Annotated in this window: 19 protein-coding genes; all 19 read right to left on the minus strand. The window is 63.1% G+C overall.

Features of this window, described 5'->3' with window-relative positions; all coding sequences use genetic code 11:
- Positions 1–382 precede the first annotated feature (382 nt).
- The 19 genes from M3A49_RS18790 to M3A49_RS18880 all read right to left on the minus strand — a co-directional run bounded on the left by M3A49_RS18790 (position 383) and on the right by M3A49_RS18880 (position 21,353).
- Positions 383–2,143, minus strand: coding sequence for an AMP-binding protein (locus tag M3A49_RS18790; RefSeq protein WP_266230133.1), 1,761 nt, complete (start codon positions 2,141–2,143; stop codon positions 383–385).
- 332 nt (positions 2,144–2,475) lie between these two features.
- Positions 2,476–2,901, minus strand: a complete 426-nt coding sequence (locus tag M3A49_RS18795; protein ID WP_028203314.1) for a F0F1 ATP synthase subunit epsilon — start codon at positions 2,899–2,901, stop codon at positions 2,476–2,478.
- A gap of 133 nt (positions 2,902–3,034) precedes the next feature.
- Complete coding sequence (atpD, locus tag M3A49_RS18800) at positions 3,035–4,429, minus strand: F0F1 ATP synthase subunit beta (RefSeq protein WP_254355734.1); 1,395 nt, start codon at positions 4,427–4,429, stop codon at positions 3,035–3,037.
- An 80-nt stretch (positions 4,430–4,509) separates the two neighbouring features.
- The gene (gene atpG, locus M3A49_RS18805; protein ID WP_028203312.1) at positions 4,510–5,391 is read right to left on the minus strand and encodes a F0F1 ATP synthase subunit gamma; all 882 of its coding nucleotides are present in this window, start codon (positions 5,389–5,391) and stop codon (positions 4,510–4,512) included.
- A gap of 84 nt (positions 5,392–5,475) precedes the next feature.
- On the minus strand, positions 5,476–7,017 hold the full coding sequence (atpA, locus tag M3A49_RS18810) for a F0F1 ATP synthase subunit alpha (RefSeq protein ID WP_028203311.1): 1,542 nt from the start codon (positions 7,015–7,017) through the stop codon (positions 5,476–5,478).
- Positions 7,018–7,084: 67 nt separating this feature from the next.
- Positions 7,085–7,624, minus strand: coding sequence for a F0F1 ATP synthase subunit delta (locus M3A49_RS18815; RefSeq protein ID WP_028203310.1), 540 nt, complete (start codon positions 7,622–7,624; stop codon positions 7,085–7,087).
- Between the two features lie 2 nt (positions 7,625–7,626).
- Complete coding sequence (locus tag M3A49_RS18820) at positions 7,627–8,097, minus strand: F0F1 ATP synthase subunit B (RefSeq protein ID WP_028203309.1); 471 nt, start codon at positions 8,095–8,097, stop codon at positions 7,627–7,629.
- 139 nt (positions 8,098–8,236) lie between these two features.
- Complete coding sequence (gene atpE / locus M3A49_RS18825; RefSeq protein ID WP_028203308.1) at positions 8,237–8,506, minus strand: F0F1 ATP synthase subunit C; 270 nt, start codon at positions 8,504–8,506, stop codon at positions 8,237–8,239.
- A gap of 66 nt (positions 8,507–8,572) precedes the next feature.
- On the minus strand, positions 8,573–9,424 hold the full coding sequence (gene atpB / locus M3A49_RS18830; RefSeq protein WP_035512639.1) for a F0F1 ATP synthase subunit A: 852 nt from the start codon (positions 9,422–9,424) through the stop codon (positions 8,573–8,575).
- A 171-nt stretch (positions 9,425–9,595) separates the two neighbouring features.
- Positions 9,596–10,177, minus strand: coding sequence for an ATP synthase subunit I (locus M3A49_RS18835; protein ID WP_254355732.1), 582 nt, complete (start codon positions 10,175–10,177; stop codon positions 9,596–9,598).
- A gap of 296 nt (positions 10,178–10,473) precedes the next feature.
- Positions 10,474–11,622 carry an SLC13 family permease gene (locus M3A49_RS18840; RefSeq protein WP_416338975.1) on the minus strand — a complete coding sequence of 383 codons (1,149 nt, stop codon included), beginning with the start codon at positions 11,620–11,622 and terminating at the stop codon, positions 10,474–10,476.
- A gap of 52 nt (positions 11,623–11,674) precedes the next feature.
- Positions 11,675–12,562, minus strand: coding sequence for a ParB/RepB/Spo0J family partition protein (locus M3A49_RS18845; RefSeq protein WP_028203304.1), 888 nt, complete (start codon positions 12,560–12,562; stop codon positions 11,675–11,677).
- An 18-nt stretch (positions 12,563–12,580) separates the two neighbouring features.
- Positions 12,581–13,351 carry a ParA family protein gene (locus tag M3A49_RS18850; protein WP_028203303.1) on the minus strand — a complete coding sequence of 257 codons (771 nt, stop codon included), beginning with the start codon at positions 13,349–13,351 and terminating at the stop codon, positions 12,581–12,583.
- A 97-nt stretch (positions 13,352–13,448) separates the two neighbouring features.
- Positions 13,449–14,141 (minus strand): 16S rRNA (guanine(527)-N(7))-methyltransferase RsmG, encoded by a 693-nt coding sequence (gene rsmG, locus M3A49_RS18855; RefSeq protein WP_266230142.1) that lies wholly within the window; start codon positions 14,139–14,141, stop codon positions 13,449–13,451.
- Complete coding sequence (mnmG, locus tag M3A49_RS18860; protein WP_266230143.1) at positions 14,138–16,105, minus strand: tRNA uridine-5-carboxymethylaminomethyl(34) synthesis enzyme MnmG; 1,968 nt, start codon at positions 16,103–16,105, stop codon at positions 14,138–14,140. The genes rsmG and mnmG overlap by 4 nt, the downstream gene beginning before the upstream one ends.
- Positions 16,106–16,344: 239 nt before the next feature.
- Complete coding sequence (locus M3A49_RS18865) at positions 16,345–17,094, minus strand: ABC transporter ATP-binding protein (RefSeq protein ID WP_266230145.1); 750 nt, start codon at positions 17,092–17,094, stop codon at positions 16,345–16,347.
- Complete coding sequence (locus M3A49_RS18870; RefSeq protein ID WP_254355728.1) at positions 17,091–18,878, minus strand: ABC transporter permease subunit; 1,788 nt, start codon at positions 18,876–18,878, stop codon at positions 17,091–17,093. Before M3A49_RS18870 ends, M3A49_RS18865 begins: the two co-directional genes overlap by 4 nt.
- Before the next feature lie 4 nt (positions 18,879–18,882).
- A complete protein-coding gene (locus M3A49_RS18875) occupies positions 18,883–19,938 on the minus strand; it encodes a branched-chain amino acid ABC transporter permease (RefSeq protein ID WP_028203298.1) in 1,056 nt (351 codons plus the stop codon).
- Positions 19,939–20,183: 245 nt separating this feature from the next.
- The gene (locus tag M3A49_RS18880) at positions 20,184–21,353 is read right to left on the minus strand and encodes an ABC transporter substrate-binding protein (protein WP_266230147.1); all 1,170 of its coding nucleotides are present in this window, start codon (positions 21,351–21,353) and stop codon (positions 20,184–20,186) included.
- Between the last annotated feature and the right edge of the window lie 260 nt (positions 21,354–21,613).

A 21,613-nucleotide genomic window follows, 5' to 3' on the forward strand; every position in this document is an offset into this window, starting at 1 on the left:
TTAATTCGCCCACAATGCCTTCAACGGTTTCAACACGGATGTGGCGCGGTGCCAGTGTGAGCGGACACAAAACACCAGCCGGTCGGCCCTACGCCGAAGCCCTCTCGAGGGGCATCCTTGTTGGAGCCGTGACCGGCGTCGAAGACGTTTCATGACCCGGCTCCTCCTTTGGTCTCCTCGCGCTAACCCCGTAGCGTGTGGTTTTTAGCGGGCTCCAGGCCCGCTTTTTTTTCGCCTGTACGTTTCGTTATTCAACAGGCATCGTTCAACTCCCACTCCCTCCAGCGCCAGCTAATCGTTCGGTTTCCAGACTATTTTTTGCGCGCCCTGAAAAGCTGCCGCAGCGCCATGCATCGCCCGCCGCGGCATGGCATCAAACGTATCAAGCCGTCTTCTGCTCGCTGATCTTGAGTTCATCGATCATGCGCGCGCGCATCACGAACTTCTGCACTTTGCCCGTCACGGTCATCGGCAGTTCGTCGACGAAGCGGATGTACTTCGGGATCTTGTAGTGCGCAATCTGCCCCTGGCAGAACGCCTGAATCTCCTCCGCCGTTGCCGCTTCGCCCGGACGCAGCACGATCCACGCACACACTTCCTCGCCGTACTTCGCATCGGGCACGCCGAACACCTGCGCGGACTGCACCTTCGGATGGCGGAACAGAAACTCCTCGATCTCTCGCGGATAGATGTTCTCGCCGCCGCGGATGAGCATGTCCTTGAGGCGACCAACGATGTTGCAGTAGCCTTCGGCGTCGATCGTCGCGAGATCGCCCGTATGCATCCAGCCATCGACGATCGACTCGGCCGTCTTCTCCGCGTCGCCCCAGTAGCCCTGCATCACCGAATAGCCCTTCGTGCACAGCTCGCCCGTTTCGCCCACCGGCACAGTATTGCCGAGCGCGTCGACGATCTTCACTTCGAGATGCGGCTGAATGCGGCCCACCGTGGTCGTGCGCTTGTCGAGCGGGTCGGTGGTTGAACTCTGGAATGACACCGGGCTCGTTTCCGTCATGCCGTAGGCGATCGTGATTTCGGCGAGATGCATCTTCGAGACCACGCGCTTCATCGTCTCGATCGGGCACGGCGAGCCGGCCATGATGCCCGTGCGCAGCTTCGAAAGATCGAAGCGCGCGAACTCCGGATGATCGAGTTCCGCGATGAACATCGTGGGCACGCCGTGCAATGCCGTGCAGCCCTCTTCCGAGACCGCTTCGAGCGTCGCGCGCGGATCGAAAGCCTCGCCCGGGAACACCATGTTCGCGCCAACGGATACACACGCGAGTACCGCGAGCACCATGCCGAAGCAGTGATAGAGCGGCACCGGAATGCAGAGCGAGTCTTCTTCCGTGAGGCGCATCGCCTGGGCGATGAAACGCCCGTTGTTGAGCACGTTGCGGTGCGTGAGCGTGGCGCCCTTCGGATTGCCGGTCGTGCCGCTCGTGAACTGGATGTTGATGGCCTCGTCGGGCGATAGCGTCGCGTTGATCGCGTCGAGCCACGCCGTGCCGTCGCGGACGATGCGCTCACGGCCCATCTCCACGAGTTCGCTGAAGCAGAGCATGCCGGGCGTGGCCGTGTCGCACATGCGCACGACCGCGCGCAGTTCGGGCAGGCGCGCAGCCTGCAACTGGCCGGGCGTGGCACTCGCAAGCTCGGGGGCGAGCGTCTGCAGCATCTCCAGATACTTCGAGGTCTTGAAGCTCTCCGCGGAGACGATCGCCTTGCAGGCGACCTTGTTCAGCGCGTATTCGAGTTCGGCGAGACGATAGGCGGGATTGATGTTGACGAGCACCGCGCCGATCCGCGCGGTCGCAAACTGGGTGAGCAGCCATTCGACGCGATTGGGCGACCAGATGCCGACGCGATCCCCCTTGACGATGCCTAGCTCGGCGAAGCCGGCTGCGAGCACGCCCACTTCGGCGGCGAACTCGCGCCAGTTCCAGCGGATACCCTGCTCGCGGAACACCACGGCAGGCCGCTCGGGAAACCGGTTCGCGGTCTCCTGCAGGAACGTGCCGAGGGTCGCGTCGCTGAGCGGCACGTCGGTCGTGCCTCGCACGTAGGAAAGCCCGTCTTTCGGCGCGATGAGCGGCTCATGTACACCGGGCGCGGCGCGCGCGCCTGCTGCGTCGATTGCCATGATGGCTGTCTCCTGGGGAGCGTCACTCCCGCGTTTGAAATGAAATTGAAAACCATTGTGCCACCGGCTTTCCCGGGGGCGGCATCAAGTCTTACCCGCAGGGTCTGGGCCAGCTGCGAACGCATGATTTGGCATTACCTTTCCGTAAACGTCAAGTATGTCAGAGCGTTTTTGTCGACCACCGTGGCCCACGGCATTTATGCCGTGTTTTTCAGCGCGATGCCATTGGGCCGTGCCCGCCCAGCGGCGCGCACATGCAAAAAGGGCTCCCCGGTTGGGGAGCCCTTTTTGCTTCGAACGCGGCGCCACAAGGGCGCGCGTACGAGAACCGATTAGTGCTGGTTCATTTTGCGCAGGCGCTGGATCGCCGCGAGCTGCGCGACCGCGTAGGCCAGCTCGGCCTGGGCGGTGGCGTACTCGAGGTTCGAGCCCGCGTTCTGCAGCGTCTCTTCAGCGCGCTTGCGCGCTTCCGTGGCCTTCGCCTCGTCGAGATCCTTGCCGCGGATCGCGGTGTCGGCGAGCACCGTGACGGCGCCCGGCTGCACTTCGAGAATGCCGCCGGCGACGAACACGAACTCTTCACCGCCGTCTTCCGCCACGATGCGCACGGCGCCCGGACGAATACGCGTGATGAGCGGCGTGTGGCCCGGCAGGATGCCCAGCTCGCCCGCCTCGCCCGGAAGCGCGACGAACTTCGCCTGGCCGTCGAAGATGCTCTCTTCGGCGCTGACGACGTCTACCTTGATGGTTGCTGCCATATATGTCGACTCCTGTGTCGATCGGAGTTGGCGCTTTAGCGCTTACTCCGGTCCCATGCACAGCTTGAGTGGGTTGCGAAGGCGATGCGCCTCACGAATGAAGCGCCGCGCCTTGTTGCCTGCAACTCAACCCTTACTGGATCTTCTTGGCCTTTTCGAAGGCTTCGTCGATCGTGCCGACCATGTAAAACGCCTGCTCCGGCAGATGATCGCATTCGCCGCCAACGATCATCTTGAAGCCGCGGATCGTTTCCTTCAGCGGCACGTACTTGCCCGGCGAGCCCGTGAAGACTTCCGCGACGTGGAACGGCTGCGACAGGAAACGCTGGATCTTGCGTGCGCGGGCGACGGTCAGCTTGTCTTCCGGCGACAGTTCGTCCATGCCCAGAATCGCGATGATGTCGCGCAGTTCCTTGTAGCGCTGCAGCGTTTGCTGCACACCGCGCGTGATCGAGTAGTGCTCTTCGCCGATCACGTTCGGGTCGATCTGGCGCGAGGTCGAGTCGAGCGGGTCGACTGCCGGGTAGATACCCAGCGAGGCGATGTCACGCGACAGCACGACGGTTGCGTCCAGGTGGCCGAAGGTCGTAGCCGGCGACGGGTCGGTCAAGTCGTCCGCAGGGACGTACACGGCCTGAACCGAGGTAATCGAGCCCTTCTTGGTCGACGTGATGCGCTCTTGCAGCTTGCCCATTTCTTCAGCCAGCGTCGGCTGATAGCCCACTGCCGACGGCATACGGCCGAGCAGTGCCGACACTTCCGTGCCAGCCAGCGTGAAACGGTAGATGTTGTCGACGAAGAACAGCACATCGAGGCCTTCGTCACGGAAGTGCTCGGCCATCGTCAGACCGGTCAGCGCGACGCGCAGACGGTTGCCCGGCGGCTCGTTCATCTGGCCGTACACCAGCGCGACCTTGTCGAGAACGTTCGAGTCCTTCATTTCGTGGTAGAAGTCGTTGCCCTCACGGGTACGCTCGCCCACGCCGGCGAACACGGAGAAACCACCGTGTTCCTTGGCGATGTTGTTGATGAGCTCCATCATGTTGACGGTCTTGCCCACGCCGGCGCCACCGAACAGACCCACCTTGCCGCCCTTTGCGAACGGGCAGATCAGGTCGATCACCTTGATGCCGGTTTCGAGCAGTTCGGCCGACGGCGACAGGTCTTCGAACGCCGGTGCCTTCTGGTGAATCGCACGCGTCGTTTCGCTCACGATCGGGCCCGCTTCGTCGATCGGGCGGCCCAGCACGTCCATGATGCGGCCCAGAGTGGGCTTGCCAACCGGCACGCGGATGGGGTTACCCGTGTTCTTCACCACGGTGCCGCGGCGCAGACCGTCCGACGCACCCAAACAGATGGTGCGGACAACGCCGTCGCCCAGCTGCTGCTGCACTTCCAGGGTCAGTTCCGACCCTTCGAGAATCAGCGCGTCGTAGATCTTCGGCATGGTCTCGCGCGGGAATTCCACGTCGATCACCGCGCCGATGCACTGTACGATCTTGCCTTCTACCAAAGCAGTTGTACTCATCGATTTTCCTTTAGATACCTGAATTCTTCACTCGCTCACCGGCTCAACACCGGCGCGGTTTCGCAATCGGTTCGCGCTTGTCAGACGGCTGCTGCGCCGCCGACGATTTCCGAAAGTTCCTTCGTAATCGCGGCCTGGCGGCTCTTGTTGTACGAGAGCTGCAGTTCGTTGATCACCGTCTTCGCGTTGTCCGACGCCGCCTTCATCGCCACCATACGGGCCGACTGCTCCGAAGCCATGTTTTCCGCCACGGCCTGATAGACCAGGGCTTCGACATAGCGCACCAGCAGTTCGTCCACGACGGTTTGCGCGTCCGGCTCGTAGATGTAGTCCCACGCCGACTTCGGCGTCGTGCCGTCGTCATTCGCTTCGAGACGCTCGGCCGACAGCGGCAGCAGTTGCTCGATCACAGGCTCCTGCTTCATCGTGTTGACGAAGCGCGTGTACGCGAGGTACACGGCGGAAAGCTTGCCTTCCGAGTACTGGTCGAGCTGCACCTTGATCGCGCCGATCAGCTTTTCGAGGTGCGGCGTGTCGCCGAGTTGCACAACGTTCGAGACGACCTTCGCGCGCAGACGGTTCAGGAAACCGAGGCCCTTGCTGCCGATCGCCGTTGCTTCGATCGACGTGCCGGATGCTTCCAGATCCTTGAACTTCTGCAGCGTCGCGCGCAGCACGTTGGTGTTCATCCCGCCGCACAGACCCTTGTCGGTCGTGACGAGAATCACGCCTGCGACCTTCGCACCGGTGTTTTCCACCATGAACGGGTGGCGGTACTCGGGGTTCGCACGGCTCATGTGCGCAGCGATGTCGCGGACCTTGTCGGCATACGGGCGGGCGGCGCGCATGCGCTCCTGGGCACGGCGCATTTTCGACGCCGCGACCATTTCCATCGCCTTGGTGATCTTGCGCGTGTTTTGCACGCTCTTGATCTTGCCGCGAATTTCCTTCATTCCAGCCATTGCTTGCTCCTTTGTCGACCCGAGTTGGCGCTTTGGCGCTTACTCGGGTCCCAGTCCGTTTATCGTGATTGATTCCCGGACGGATCAGTATGCGCCGGACTTCTTGAAGTCCTTGAGAGCCGCGTGGAGCGCGTTCTCGTCGTCCTTCGACAGGTCCTTCTTGTCCTCGATGCGCGCGACGAGGTCAGCGTGCTTCGACTTCAGGTATTCGCGCAGGCCCTTTTCGAACGGCAGGACGTCCTTGACGTCGATGTCGTCGAGGTAGCCGTTGTTCGCCGAGAACAGCGCAACAGCCAGTTCCCACACTTGCAGCGGCTGGTACTGCGGCTGCTTGAGCAGTTCCGTCACGCGGCGGCCGCGCTCGAGCTGCTTGCGGGTCGCTTCGTCGAGGTCCGATGCGAACTGGGCGAATGCAGCCAGTTCACGGTACTGCGCGAGGTCGGTACGGATACCGCCCGACAGCTTCTTCACGACCTTGGTCTGTGCCGCGCCACCCACACGCGACACCGAAACGCCGGCGTTGATTGCCGGGCGGATGCCTGCGTTGAAGAGGTCGGTTTCCAGGAAGATCTGGCCGTCGGTAATCGAGATCACGTTCGTCGGAACGAATGCGGTCACGTCGCCGGCTTGCGTTTCGATGATCGGCAGTGCGGTCAGCGAACCCGTCTTGCCCTTCACTTCGCCGTTCGTGAACTTCTCGACGTAGTCGGCCGACACGCGCGCTGCGCGCTCGAGCAGACGCGAGTGCAGATAGAACACGTCGCCGGGGTAAGCTTCACGGCCCGGCGGGCGGCGCAGCAGCAGCGAGATCTGACGGTATGCCCAGGCTTGCTTGGTCAGGTCGTCATAGATGATCAGGGCGTCTTGACCGCGGTCGCGGAAGTATTCGCCCATCGTGCAACCGGCGTACGGCGCGAGGTACTGCAGCGCGGCCGATTCCGAAGCCGAAGCGGCAACGACGATCGTGTATTCGATCGCGCCCGTTTCTTCGAGCTTGCGCAGCACGCTCTGGATCGACGAAGCCTTCTGACCGATGGCGACGTAGATACAGATGAGGTCCTTGCCCTTCTGGTTGATGATCGTGTCGACGGCCACTGCGGTCTTGCCGCACTGACGGTCGCCGATGATCAGCTCACGCTGGCCACGGCCGATCGGCACCATCGAGTCGATCGACTTCAGACCCGTTTGCACCGGCTGCGACACGCCTTCACGCCAGATCACGCCCGGAGCGATCTTTTCGATCGCGTCGGTCATCTTGGCGTTGACCGGGCCCTTGCCGTCGATCGGGTTGCCGAGCGGATCGACCACGCGGCCGATCAGTTCGGGGCCAACCGGCACTTCGAGAATGCGGCCCGTCGTCTTGACGATGTCGCCTTCCGAGATGTGCTCGTACTCGCCCAGAATCACCGCGCCGACCGAGTCGCGCTCGAGGTTCAGCGCGAGGCCGAAGGTGTTGCCCGGGAATTCGAGCATTTCGCCCTGCATCACGTCCGACAGGCCGTGGATACGCACGATACCGTCGGTCACGGAGATCACGGTGCCCTGGTTGCGAACGTCTGCGCTCGCTTCAAGGCCCTGGATCCGGCTCTTGATCAGCTCGCTGATCTCAGAGGGATTGAGTTGCATTATTCGCTCCTGATGTTCAATTCTGTTGCGTGCCAGCCGCCGCGCCCGATTTTTGGAATCGAGGCGCTCAGGCGGTCAACGCCGCCTGCATGCTGGCGAGCCGCGCGCGGACCGAGGTATCGAGCACTTCGTCGCCGACCGTGACGCGCACGCCGCCGATCAGCGAGTTGTCGATCTCGACGGTTGGCTTCAGCTTGCATTTGAACTTGCGTTCGAGGCTGGCGACGAGGTCGTTCAACTGGGCGCCTTCGAGCGGGAACGCGCTGACGATCACTGCGTCAGCAGCACCTGCCTTGGCGTTCTTGAGCGCTTCGAACTGCGTCTGGATTTCCGGCAGCAGTGCCAGGCGATGATTCTCGATCAGCATCTGCACGAGGTTCTTCACCTCGGCCGATTCCTTGACCGGCGACTTCACCGCCGCGAGCAGCAGCTCGGCGACCTGGGCATGGCTTACCTTCGGGCTCGTCGCGACCGACTGCACCTCGGGCAAGGCCGCAACCTGTGCCAGCTCCGAAACGAGCGTGGACCAGGCGGCGGTGTCACCAGCTTCGGCCACGCCAAACAATGCTTCTGCGTACGGGCGGGCGATGGTTGCAAGTTCGGCCATGATCAGAGCTCGGCTTTCAGTTGATTCAGCAGTTCGGCGTGGGCCGACTGATCGACTTCGCGCTTCAGGATCTGCTCGGCGCCTTGCACGGCGAGGGCGGCGACTTCAGCGCGCAGTACTTCGCGTGCCTTGACGACCTGCTGGTCGGCGTCGGCCTTCGCCTGGGCGATGATGCGTGCCGCTTCGGCGTGTGCCTGGGCCTTGATTTCCTCTGCGACGGCCAGCGCGCGCTTTTCAGCGTCGGCGATACGGCTTTGACCCTCGTTACGGGCGGTAGCGAGCTCTTCGCCGACGCGCTTGTGCGCCGCTTCGAGTTCCGCCTTGCCCTTTTCCGCAGCGGCGAGGCCGTCTGCGATCTTCTTCGAGCGCTCGTCGAGGGCGTTGATCAACGGCGGCCACACGAACTTCATCGTGAACCACGCGAGGATCAGGAACACGACCATTTGCGCAAACAGGGTTGCGTTGAGATTCACGGTGTTTCCTTAATCGTTGCTATTCCGGGGAATTGAAACGGCAAGGCGCTCATCGGTTGTGAACTCGATCAGCGCCTCGTCTCCCGTTCCGCCATGCGCCCACTACCCGTTATAGGTCAGGCGCAACCTTCCAGGGAACTTAGCCCGCGAGCTTCGAGAGCAGCGGGTTAGCGAACGCGAACAGCATTGCAACACCAACGCCAATCAGGAACGCCGCATCGATCAGACCAGCCAGCAGGAACATCTTCGTCTGCAGCGGGTTCATCAGTTCAGGCTGACGTGCGCACGCTTCGATGTACTTGCCGCCCATCAGGCCGATACCGATACAGGCGCCGATTGCACCCAGGCCGATGATGATGCCGATACCGATGGCCGTGAAACCCTGGATGTTGGCGATGAAAGCTTGCATGATCACTCCTTATTGAGATTTTCTGGAACTGGGGATTTAAAACTGCAAATCTGGTTTGACGAGCACTTAGTGCTTGTCGTGTGCCTGGCCGATGTACACCAGCGTCAGCATCATGAAAATGAACGCCTGCAGCAGAACGATCAGGATGTGGAAGACCGCCCAGACGCTGCCCGCAATCACGTGGCCGATGAAGCCAAGCACCGTCGTGTCCGCGCCGAAGCTCCACAGACCGCCCAGCAGCGCGATCAGCAGGAACAGCAGCTCGCCTGCATACATGTTGCCGAACAACCGCAGGGCGAGCGAAACCGTCTTGGCGACGAACTCGATGATGTTCAGTGCAAGGTTCGGGATCCACAGCAGCGGATGCGCGCCGAACGGGGCCGAGAGCAGCTCGTGTGCGAAGCCGCCAGGACCCTTGATCTTGAGGTTGTAGTAAATCATGAGCACGAACACGCCGAGCGCGATGCCGAACGTGCCGTTGAGGTCGGCGGTCGGAACGATGCGCTGGTGCGGCAGTGCTTCGGACAGACCCAGCCAGCCGATCACGCGGCCCGGCAGGTCAACCGGAATGAAGTCGAGCGAGTTCATGAGCGCGACCCAGATGAACACGGTCAGCGCGAGCGGTGCGATGAATGCGCGGTTGCCATGGACGATGGACTTGGACTGGTCCTCGACCATCTCGACCAGCATTTCGATGGCGCACTGGAAGCGGCCCGGTACGCCCGGGGTCGCCTTGCGCGCGGCGAGGCGCAGGATGAAGATAGTCACGACGCCGCACAGGATCGACCAGAACAACGTGTCGATGTTCCAGACGCTGAAGTCGACGATCGACGTCTGGTGCGAGGTCGCAAAGTTCTGCAAGTGGTGAGCAATGTACTCGGACGGACCCGGTGCGCTCGTTCCTTCGCTAGCTGCCATATCGTTAAAGCCACCCAAATTGTCGAAAATCGTTTTCGGCCGCTCCCGCCGCAATACTGTATTGCGGGAACGCACCGCCGTGGATCGCGTCTTATCTGCTTCGCATTGGCTAGCTAACTTCCACCGTCATCGCTTCGACGCCCTGACTTGAGGCGGCGCGATGTTGGCGGGTCAGCGCCACGCGAGCGCGATCCAGTATGTCTTTAGTGCGATCAGGTACGTGACGAGCAAGGGAATCCATTGCACGTCGTGATACCAGAACGCGATGGCGACGAACATCGCAATCGTCGCCCCCATCTTGAAGGCTTCACCGAGCATCCAGTTAAACACGGTGCCGGCACGACTCAACTGCTTCAGGCGCGCTGCGAACAGCGCACCGGGAAACCAGCAGATCGCTCCGCCCAGGAACGCCGACAACGCAGCACTGCCCGGCGGCTTATAAAACAGCCACCACGCCAACGTTGCAACCAGGGACAAAACCACTTGCGCCGCGACGACACGAAACGGCGTGACGCGCGATGGGCGACTCACCTGCGCGCCGAAGATCTGCTCGGCTTCGGCCCGGGTGAGCGGAACGATGTCGTTGTTATCTTGCTGGCTGGCGTCCAGTTCATCCCAGCGCGCGTTGTGATCAACGTGTCCGGAATTTCTTGCCGCTGCATCCTGCCCCCGGCGGGATGCTCCGACTTCGCCCGGCGGTACATCGGGCCCCTCATGCGCCTGCGGCGCTTCATCTGGCCTCTGACCCACCATCGCTTGATTCCGGAAATTCGCCTCGCACGCGTTTTATTACAGCGCACTTACAGCATCGCCAACCAAATAAATCCGGGCGATTGTAAGCGATAGTTGCAGGCAATTCAAGACTTTAGGCCCTTCAATAACACCTGTGAAATGCGACTTCATGATGCGGGAAACGCGGCGCCGCGAAGGTGTGACCGGTAACTGTAAGGGACGAAGCAAGGAAGAATGGATCGTCAGGAGGACCAGGTAAATATGAGGTCATCTGGCGCGTAATCGGGCTACGCGCCAGGATACGGGGACGGGTGGCGTCAGAACAGATGCAGCAGCAGCGCGCCGCCCAAAAAGGCCACGATCCAGAACGGCACGGCGATCAGGTGAAACAGCAGCCAGACGCCGCGCTGGCCGGATAGACGCACGGCGATGAGATTCGCCAGCGAGCCGATGGCGACCCCGAAGCCCCCCACGCTCACGCCGAACGCGAGCGCACGCCAGTCGTGTGTGAAGCCCGCAAGCACAATGGCGGCCGGAACATTGCTAATGATCTGCGACAGCACCGCGCCGGCGGCAAAAGCGCGCATCGGCGTTTGCAGTGACAGCGACGTCAGCGCGTGATGAATGGCGGGCAGCGCGGCCACGCTGCGCAGGACGATGAACATCAGCACGAAGATCAGCAGCAGCAACCAGTCGATCTTCAGCACGATGCGAATGCGCCAGACCACAAAGCCCGCGGCGACCGCGGCGAGCGCGACGCCTGCGTGGTGTGCATCGGCGAGCAGCACGAACGCGACGAAGAGCAAGGCCGCCACGCTCGCCAGTGCGCGATCGACGCGCTGCGGCGCGGCGTCTTTCGAGAGATCGAGCGGTGTGGCCTTGAAAAGAAACGCGGCGATCACGACAAGCATCGCCATAAGAAACGCGCAAAGCGGAGCGAGCCCCACGACGAAACGTCCGAACGACACCCCGCTCGCCTGCCAGAGAAACAGGTTCTGCGGGTTGCCGAGCGGCGTGAGCACCGAGCCTGCATTCACGGCAAGCGCGATGACGATCACGAGGCGCTTGAGCGGCAGCGGCGTGAGCTTGTGGAGCGACAGCACGAGCGGCACCACGACGAAAAGCGCCACATCGTTGGTCACGATCATCGCCAGCACCGAGGCCAGCGCGACGAGCAGCAGCGCGAGCCCGCGCTCCGAGTGAATGTGGTGGACGAGCTTGTGCGCGAGCCAGGTCAGCAGTCCTGAATATTCGATACCCTTCGTCAGAATGAGCAGGCCCGCGAGGGTCATCACCGTTTGCCAGTCGACCAGTGCGGGCAGCGAGGCGATGGGACGAGGCGCGTAGATCTGCAACGCCACGAACGCCACGACGAGAATTGCGAGCACCGGCTCCGAAACGGCAAATGCGCCGATGCGGCGCAGCAGGTTCAAGGGCTCACGCGCGCCCCGTTCCGATTCGCGCACCGGCTTTATGCGCCGGCGCGCGCGTTGGCCGCGGCGTCCCGCATCAGGCCCATCACGCCGCCGTTTCGCCGCGCAGACGCAGCAGGATGCCGTCGAGCGCGTCGAGGTCGCCGAAGTCGACCGTGAGCTGACCTCGCCCGCGCCGGCCGAGCTTGATCTTCACCGATGCGGCGAGCAGGTCCGACAGCTCCTCTTCGAGGCGGCGCGTGTCGCGCCCGCCGTCGTGCGCGGCCTTCGCCTTCACTGCCGGTGCGGCCTTCGTCGTGGCCGAAACGAGCTTCTCCGTTTCACGCACCGACATCCGCTTGTTGACCACCTGGTTCGCCAGCGTGATCTGCGTGGCGGCGTCCACGGCGAGCAGCGCACGGGCGTGGCCCATGTCGAGATCGCCGGCCAGCAGCATGGTCTGCACGGGCGCTGCGAGGTTGAGCAGACGCAGCAGGTTCGACACCGCGCTGCGCGAGCGTCCCACGGATTCGGCCGCCTGCTCGTGCGTGAAGCTGAACTCGTCGAGCAGGCGCTGGATGCCCTGCGCCTCTTCCAGCGGATTCAGGTCCTCGCGCTGGATGTTCTCGATCAGCGCCATCGCGGCGGCGGCCTGGTCGGGCACGTCCTTCACGAGCACCGGCACTTCGGTCAGGCCGGCGATGTGCGCCGCACGGAAGCGTCGCTCCCCCGCGATGATCTCGTAGCGCCCCGTCGCAATCGGGCGCACGAGAATCGGCTGCATCAGACCCTGTGCGCGAATGCTCGCGGCCAGCTCCTGGAGCGCGCCCTCGTCCATGCGCGTGCGCGGCTGGTACTTGCCGGCCTGCATCTGCGTGAGCGGCAGCGAGTTAGGCGCGCCGTCGATCTTCACCGCCTCGGTGATGTCCGCGCTGCCGCCAAGCAATGCTTCCAGGCCCCGGCCTAGCCCCTTCTTCCGTGCTACTGCATTCATCGTGCTTCCCCAGTCTCGTCAGAGTGCGCGCACGCGCTCGATCATTTCCGCGCCGAACTGCACGTAGGCCTGTGCGCCGCGCGAGGCGCGATCGAACACCACACCCGGCAAGCCGTAGCTGGGTGCTTCAGCAAGCCGGACGTTGCGCGGGATCACGGCGTCGAAGACCTTGTCGCCGAAGTGCTCCTTCAACTGCTCGGAAACCTGCTGCTGCAGGGTGATGCGCGGGTCGAACATCACGCGCAGAAGGCCGATCACCTTCAAGTCGCGATTCATGTTCGCGTGGACCTGCTTGATCGTATTGATGAGATCCGAGAGACCTTCGAGTGCGAAGTATTCGCACTGCATCGGGATCACCACGCCATGGGCGGCGCACAGGCCGTTGAGCGTGAGCAGCGAAAGCGCCGGCGGGCAGTCGATGAGTACGAAGTCGTACTCGGCGTCGACTTCGGCGAGCGCGGCCTTCAGACGCCGCTCGCGCTGCTCGACCGTCACCAGTTCGACCTCGGCGCCAGCCAGCTCGCGGTTGGCCGGCACCACGTCGTAGCCGACCTGTTCCGGCCGCGTGCGCGCGGCGTTCACCGTGACACCGTCGACGAGCACCTCGTACACCGTGTTCTCGCACGCGGCCTTGTCGATGCCGCTGCCCATCGTTGCGTTGCCCTGCGGGTCGAGGTCGATGAGAAGGACACGTTGTCCCTGCGATGCGAGGCTCGCGGCGAGATTGACCGTTGTCGTCGTCTTGCCGACGCCGCCCTTCTGGTTCGCAACGCAGAAGATTTTTGCCATCTTTCGTGTGTCCCTTTTACTACCTTAAGTAGTTTGCTTACGTTATGGCGCGACTGCCTCGCACACCATTCGGCCGATTGGCCATCGCCGGACCGGTTCAGGCCGCCGGTTCAACCGACACTTCGATCAGGTGGCGCGCCGCATCGAGCATCGGCACGCTCAGGCGGATCGCATTCAGCGCCCGCGTGCCCGTCGGCAAGCGCTCGATCTCGTCTTCGGGGTGCACACCCTTCATGGCCCAGATCGCGCCGCCTTCGACAACGAGATGACGGGCCAGTGTAACGAAATCGGCGAGATCCGCGAATGCCCGAGACACGATCAAATCGAATTTTTTCGGTACTTCCATGCCTGGACGCAGCGATTCGACCCGGCCGGTCACCACCGAGAGGTTCGCGAGTGCGAGTTCCGCCTTCGCTTGCGACTGGAACGCCGACTTCTTCTGCACGATATCGTTGAGCGTGACCTGCCAGTCCGGGCGCACGATCGCGAGCACGATGCCGGGCAGGCCGCCGCCGGAGCCGACATCGAGCACCGTTGCGTCGGCGCGCGTCGGCAGATGCGGTACGATCGAAAGCGAGTCGAGAATATGCTGAATCAACATCTGACGCGGATCGCGGATCGCCGTAAGGTTATACACGGCGTTCCACTTCGCGAGTAGCGCGACGTAGTCGAGCAACTGCTCGTGCTGCCGCTCGGTGAGTTCGACGCCCAAGGCCTCTGCGCCCTCTTTCAGCAGACGAGCCAGCGCGTCGCGGTCCGCAATGCCGGGTTGCCTCGAGCGGCCCGTCATTGCGCCACCGGCGTCGAGTCGGTGCCGCTTTCGTCAGCAGCGCCCGAATTCTGGCGACGGCGCCCAAGGCCACGCTTCAGGTGAACCATCAGCAGCGAGATCGCGGCCGGCGTAATGCCCGAAATGCGCGACGCCTGACCGATCGTCTCCGGGCGGAACTGGCTCAGTTTCTGGCGCGCTTCAAACGAAAGGCCACGCACTTCCGCGTAGTCGATGCCTTCCGGCAGACGGGTGTTCTCTTGCGCGCCATTGCGCTCGATCTCGTCGGCTTGACGATCGATATAACCCTGATATTTGATGCCGATTTCGATCTGCTCCTTGATCTGGGCGAGCAGAACCGCGTCATCGGCGAGCGGGGTTTCTGGCGCACAAGCGCCTTCGCGCAGACTGCACACGCCGTCATAGCTCACACCCGGGCGACGCAGCAGGTCCGCGAGGTTGTATTCCCGGTCGATCGACTTACCAAGCAGTGCCGTCGCTTCTTCGGCCGAAAGCGTCTTGGGGTTCACCCACGTCGACTTCAGACGCTCTGTTTCACGTGAAACAGCATCGCGCTTGCGGCAGAACGCGTCCCAACGCACGTCATCAATCACGCCCAGCTCGCGGCCGACCTCCGTCAGGCGCATATCCGCATTGTCTTCGCGCAGGCTCAAGCGGTATTCGGCTCGGCTCGTGAACATGCGATACGGCTCGGAAACGCCCCGCGTCACCAGATCGTCGACCAACACGCCGAGGTACGCCTGATCGCGGCGCGGGCACCATGCGTCCTTGCCCTGCACCTGCAGGCCTGCGTTCATGCCGGCGAGCACGCCTTGTGCTGCCGCCTCTTCATAGCCCGTCGTGCCGTTGATCTGACCCGCAAAAAACAGACCGTTGATCACCTTGGTTTCGAGCGAAGCCTTGAGGCCGCGCGGGTCGAAGTAGTCGTATTCGATTGCGTAACCCGGACGCAGGATATGCGCGTGCTCGAGGCCGCGCATCGAGTGCACGAGTTCGAGCTGCACATCGAACGGCAGGCTCGTGGAGATCCCATTCGGGTAGAACTCGTTCGTCGTCAGGCCTTCCGGTTCGAGGAAGATCTGGTGTGATTCCTTCGAAGCGAAGCGATGAATCTTGTCCTCGATGGACGGGCAATAGCGCGGCCCTACCCCTTCGATCACGCCCGTGTACATTGGCGAGCGGTCGAGACCGCCGCGGATAATGTCGTGGGTGCGCTCGTTAGTGTGCGTGACCCAGCACGGAATCTGACGCGGATGCTGTTCCGCGCGGCCGAGAAACGAGAACACCGGCACCGGATCGAGGTCGCCCGGCTGTTCTTCGAGCACCGAGAAGTCGATCGTGCGGCCGTCGATACGCGGCGGCGTGCCCGTCTTGAGGCGGCCCTGCGGCAGCTTCAGCTCCTTCAGGCGCGACGAGAGGGTCACGGCAGCAGGATCGCCGGCGCGGCCGCCCGTGTAGTTGTTCAGGCCCACGTGGATCTTGCCGTCGAGGAAAGTCCCTGCCGTCAGCACGACTGCACGGCTGCGGAAGCGGATGCCCACCTGCGTGACGGCGCCCACGACGCGGTCGCCTTCGACCATCAGATCTTCCACGGCCTGCTGGAACAGCCACAGATTCGGCTGATTCTCGAGACGGCGGCGGATCGCTGCCTTATAAAGAATGCGGTCGGCCTGCGCGCGCGTCGCCCGAACCGCCGGGCCCTTGGACGAATTGAGGATGCGAAACTGGATCCCGCCCTCGTCCGTTGCGGCGGCCATGGCGCCACCGAGCGCATCGACTTCCTTGACCAGATGGCCCTTGCCAATGCCGCCAATCGACGGATTGCAACTCATCTGGCCGAGCGTTTCGATGTTGTGCGTGAGCAGGAGCGTCTTGACGCCCATGCGGGCGGCGGCGAGCGCAGCCTCGGTTCCGGCGTGACCGCCGCCGACGACGATGACGTCAAACTCTGTGGGATAAAGCATGGCGGGACCTCACGCATGGACGAAAACGACCGCGTGAGCCTTCTCAGAAAAAAGTGGTATGCGCGAATTATAACGGCTTACGGTTTATCGCCGTTCACACCCGAATAATGTGTCGGCCAGAATTAGCGCTTTAGCGCTTACTCTGGCCCCACGCAATGCGCTCCGCGCGGTGCGGCATCGCAAAAAAACGGCGTGTTTCACGTGAAACACGCCGCTCATTTCTACAGCGACAGACGAAGTCAGACGGGTTTCTTCGCCAACCCGAGATACGTTTCAATTACGCGTGGGTTCTGCGCCAACTCCCCCGCCGGTCCTTCGAACGCCAGGTCGCCCGTTTCCAGCACGTAACCGTAGTCGGAAATCTGCAGTGCGGCGCGTGCGTTCTGCTCGATGAGCAGGGTCGCGACGCCGGTTTGCCTCAGCGCGCTAATGATGTGGAAGATTTCCTTCACGATCAGTGGCGCGAGACCGAGGCTCGGCTCGTCCAGCATCAGCAGATCGGGCTTGCCCATCAATGCGCGGCCGACTGCGAGCATCTGGCGCTCGCCGCCTGAGAGCGTGCCAGCCGCCTGCGTCCGGCGTTCCTTCAAGCGCGGAAACAGCGTGAAAACCGGTTCGAGCTGATCGAGGAAATTACGCTCACCGGCGCGCTTGCGGCGGTACGCGCCAAGCACGAGGTTGTCCTCCACCGTCATCGAGGCAAACAGCTCGCGCTTTTCCGGCACGAGGCACATGCCGCGCGCCACGCGCCGCTCGATCGGCAGCGCGCCGATCTCTTCGCCCATATAAGCGATGCGGCCGCTCGCATGCCCTGTCACAGGCAGCGCGCCCATGATGGCGTTGAGCAGCGTGGACTTGCCCGCGCCGTTGGGACCGATCACGGAGACGATCTGACCTGCGCCCACCTTGATCGCCGCTTTGTGCAGCGCCTCGATCTTGCCGTAGCGAACCGCGAGTCCGGACACGTCCAGTACGGGAGTCGTCATCATTCCACCCCGCCCAGATACGCTTCCAGCACAGCCGGATCCTTCTGCACCTCTTCCGGCAAACCTTCTGCGATGCGCGTGCCAAACTCCATCACCACGAGGCGGTCGGTGAGATTCATCACGAAATCCATGTCGTGTTCGACCAGCAGCACGCTCATCCCCTCTTCTCTCAGTTTGCGCAGCAAGGCCGCCAACTGTTGCTTTTCCTGGTAACGCAGGCCCGCCGCAGGCTCGTCGAGCAGCAGCAAGGTCGGATCGCAGCACAGCGCGCGTGCAATCTCCAGGATGCGTTGCTGACCGAGCGCGAGGCTGCCCGCTTCGTCATACATATGCTGTTCGAGGCCCACGCGACGGATCTGCTGCGCCGCCTCGCTCATGAGCCGTCCTTCTTCCGTCGCATTGAGCTTGGCCACGCTGCGGAGCACGCCCGCGTGACCGCGCAGGTGTGCGCCGATGGCGACGTTCTCGAGCACCGTCATCGTCGGCAGCAACTTGACGTGCTGGAACGTGCGCCCGATGCCGCGCGCGACGATTTCACGTGAAGTCAGGCGGTCGATGCGCTCGCCGCGGAATGTGATCTCGCCGCTGGTCGGCTGAAGCACACCGGTCACGAGATTGAAGGTCGTCGACTTGCCCGCACCGTTGGGACCGATCAGGCCGATGATCTGCCCTGCCTTCACGTCGAAGCTGACGTCGTTCACGGCTACGAGGCCGCCGAACTGCTTACGCGCCTTATTCACCGTCAGCAGCATCTCTCCGGTGGCCGGCTTGCTGCGCTGCGGCAAGGCTTCGGCGTGCTCGGGCACATGCGCCTGCGGACCACGCGGGAAGAAGCGCGCCACGAACGGCCAAACGCCACGCCGCGCGTATTGCAGCAGCAGCACCATCAGAATGCCGAACACGATGATCTCGAAGTTGCCGTTCTCGCCAAGCAGCTTCGGCAGCAGCGTTTGCAGCCAGTCCTGCAGCACGGTGAGAATCGCCGCGCCCAGCACCGCGCCCCAGACGTGCGCCACACCGCCCACCACGGCCATGAAGAGATACTCGATGCCGTGATTCAGACCGAACGGCGTCGGGTTCACCGCACGCTGCAAATGCGCGTACAGGAAGCCCGAAACGGCTGCGAGCACGGCCGCATAGACGAAGATCACCACACGCATCCAGCCGGTGTTCACGCCCATCGCCTCGGCCATCATGCCGCCGCCGCGCAGCGCGCGAATCGCCCGGCCCATGCGGCTATTAAGCAGATTTTGAACAGACACCACGGATGCAAGCACCACGACCCAGATCAGGTAGTAGATATGGCGGCCCGATTCGAGGTCGATGCCCAGCACGTTCAGCACGGGAATGCCGTTGATGCCGTCGTACTTGCCAAGCATGTCGAGGTTGCCGAACAGGAAGAACAGCGCGAGGCCCCAGGCGATCGTGCCGAGCGGCAGGAAGTGGCCCGACAGACGCATCGTCACGAGCCCCAGAACGAGCGCCACGAGCCCTGTGATCACCACGCCGACAATCAGTGCGAGCCAGGGCGAAACGCCGTACTGCGTCGTCAGATACGCGGTCGCGTAAGCACCGAGCCCGACGAACGCGGCCTGCCCGAAGCTCGTCATCCCGCCGATGCCGGTGAGCAGTACGAGCCCTATCGCGACGATCGAATACAGGCCGATATAGTTGAGCAGCGTGATCCAGTACTCGGGCACGTGCACCGGATGCGGCAGCACGGGCAACGCGAACATCACCACGAGGAACAGCCAGAAGAAGCGGTTGTGCATGACGAATCGTTTCATCGCGTCACTCCTCTTCCTCTTCGGCGTGCGGCGTCGAGAGCGAGCGCCACAGCAACACCGGGATGATCAGCGTGAACACGATCACTTCCTTGTAAGAGCTCGCCCAGAATGACGAGTAGGACTCCAGCAGGCCCACGAGCACGGAACCTGCCGCAGCCAGCGGATAGCTCACCAGGCCGCCGATAATGGCGCCTACGAAGCCCTTGAGGCCGATCAGAAAGCCCGAGTCGTAGTAGATGGTGGTGAGCGGCGAGACGAGAATCCCGCACAGCGCGCCGAGGCCCGCGGCGAGCGTGAACGCGAGCCGCCCGGCCTGCGTGGTGCCGATGCCGACGAGCCGCGCGCCGAGCCGGTTCACCGAGGTCGCGCGCAGCGCCTTGCCCGAAATCGTGCGATCGAAATAGAGATACAGCGCGACGATCAGCACGGCGGCCGTGCCGATCACCCAGAGGCTTTGGCCCGAGATCGAGAGGCTGCCGATGTTGAACGTGGCGTCGGAGAACGCGTTCGTGCGCGAGCCTTCCGCGCCGAACATCACGAGCCCGAGGCCCACCATCGCGAAGTGCACGGCCACCGCAACGATCAGCAGCAGCAGCGTGGTTGCCTCGGCGATGGGCTCATACGCGAGGCGATAGATGAACGGCCCCATCGGCACCACGATCGCGAGCGTGAGCGCAATCTGGACGAGCATGGGCAGCTGCTGGCTCGCTACGCCGCGCGTCACCGCATAGAGCGCGATGGGAAAGAGCAGATACTTGCCTGCGAGCGTCACGAGCGTGCGCGCCGCATGGCGCCGTCGTTCGGCGTGACGCACGAGCCCGGCGGTCTCGACCACGAAGCACGCCGCGCCAAGCGCGACGAGCAGCCAGCAGGTGGCCGGAAACTTCTGAGACTGCAGCGCGGCGAGCGTGAGCGCGCCATACGAAACGAATTCGCCCTGCGGAATGAAGATCACCCGCGTGACGGAGAACACCAGCACCAGGGCGAGCGCGAGCAGCGCATAGATCGCACCGGTGGTGATGCCGTCCTGCGCGAGGATCGCGGCGATCGATAAATCCATACTCCCCTCTTCCTGAAACCTTCTGGAACCCGGAAAAACAGCGACGTCGAAAAATGGCAATGCGGGCGTGAACCGTCAGCGGCGCGGTTCGGACTTCACGTGTGAAAAGCCGGTGCGCAGCGGCGACGCCGCGCACCGGTCATGCTTGATCTCGCTTGATCTCGATTGTCAGCGGCCAGAATGACGCCGTGACACGCGCGTGGGTTTCACGGGAAAACGCGCGGCGCTTTCCCGTGCGCCGCACGTTATTCGCTCTGCAGCTTCCACTTGTTGTTGACGATCTCGACGATCACGCGCGCGCGCTGGTCGAGGCCGGCATGATCCGTCGCGCTCATGTTGAAGATGCCGTGCGCGCCCGCCACGTCCTGCGAGTTTTCGAGCGCGGCGCGCAGCGCCACGCGGAACGCCTCGGTGCCAGGCTGGCCCGCCTTCAGCGCGACCGGAATCGCGCGCTGGAGCAACTGGCCGGCGTCCCACGCATGACCGCCGAAGGTCGCCACCGTGCCAACGCCATAGGCCTTCTCATAGGCCGTCTTGTAGGCCAGCGCCGACTTCTTCACGGGGTTCGAATCGGGCAACTGGTCGGCCACGAGAATCGGGCCTGCGGGCAGCAGTTCGCCTTCGCAATCCTTGCCGCAGACGCGCAGGAAGTCGTTATTCGCCACGCCGTGCGTCTGATAGACCTTGCCCTTGTAGCCGCGATCCTTGAGCGTGGTCGCAGGCAGCGCCGCGGGCGTGCCCGAGCCGGCAATCAGAATCGCATCGGGGTTCGCCGACATCAGCTTGAGGGCCTGGCCCGTCACCGACGAGTCGGTGCGGTTATAGCGCTCGCTCGCGACGACCTTGAGGTTGTGCTTCGCGGCCGCAGTGTTGAACTCCTTGAGCCAGCTGTCGCCGTAGGCGTCGGTGAAGCCGATGAAGCCCACCGTCTTCACGCCCTGCTTCCCCATGTAGCTCGCGAGCGCGTCGGCCATCAGGCTGTCGTTCTGCGGCGTCTTGAAGGCCCACTGACGCTTCGCGTCGATCGGCTCGACGATCGCGGCGGATGCGGCGAGCGAGATCATCGGCGTCTTGCCCTGCGCGACGACGTCGAGCATGGCGAGCGAGTTCGGCGTGACCGACGAGCCGATGATGGCGTCCACGTGGTCTTCGTCGATCAGCTTGTGCGTGTTCTGCACGGCCTTGCTCGTGTCCGAAGCGTCGTCGAGCACGATGTACTGCACGCTCTTGCCCGCGATCTCCTTGGGCAGCAGCGCGATGGTGTTCTTCTCGGGAATGCCGAGCGACGCGGCCGGCCCCGTTGCCGAGAGCGTCACGCCAATCTTCACCTGCGCGGCGGCTACGCCCGCCGTGCCCATCAGCGCCGCTGCGAGTCCGGCACTAATCGAGCTCAAAACCCACTTCTTCGTTTTCATTGCGCGTCTCCAAACGCTTGGTCTGCGTGTTTTCGATTGATCCTGCGCCGATTACTAGGATGTTCGTAATTCGACGCTGGCCTTTGAGTGTAGTAATCGGGATCGCGCGTGTAATGCATGGTTTTCCCTGCCTGCGGCGCCGCACAAGCCGCCGCGCGTCAGGGTGCGCTCTCCGCTTTATCGACTGCTCTACTGACCTGCTGTACTGCCCTGCTCCCCTGCTGCTGCAAAGCCGTTGCAACGGCAACAAAAAAGGCACC

The organism is Paraburkholderia sp. CNPSo 3076 (genome assembly GCF_026343935.1).
GTDB lineage: Bacteria > Pseudomonadota > Gammaproteobacteria > Burkholderiales > Burkholderiaceae > Paraburkholderia > Paraburkholderia nodosa.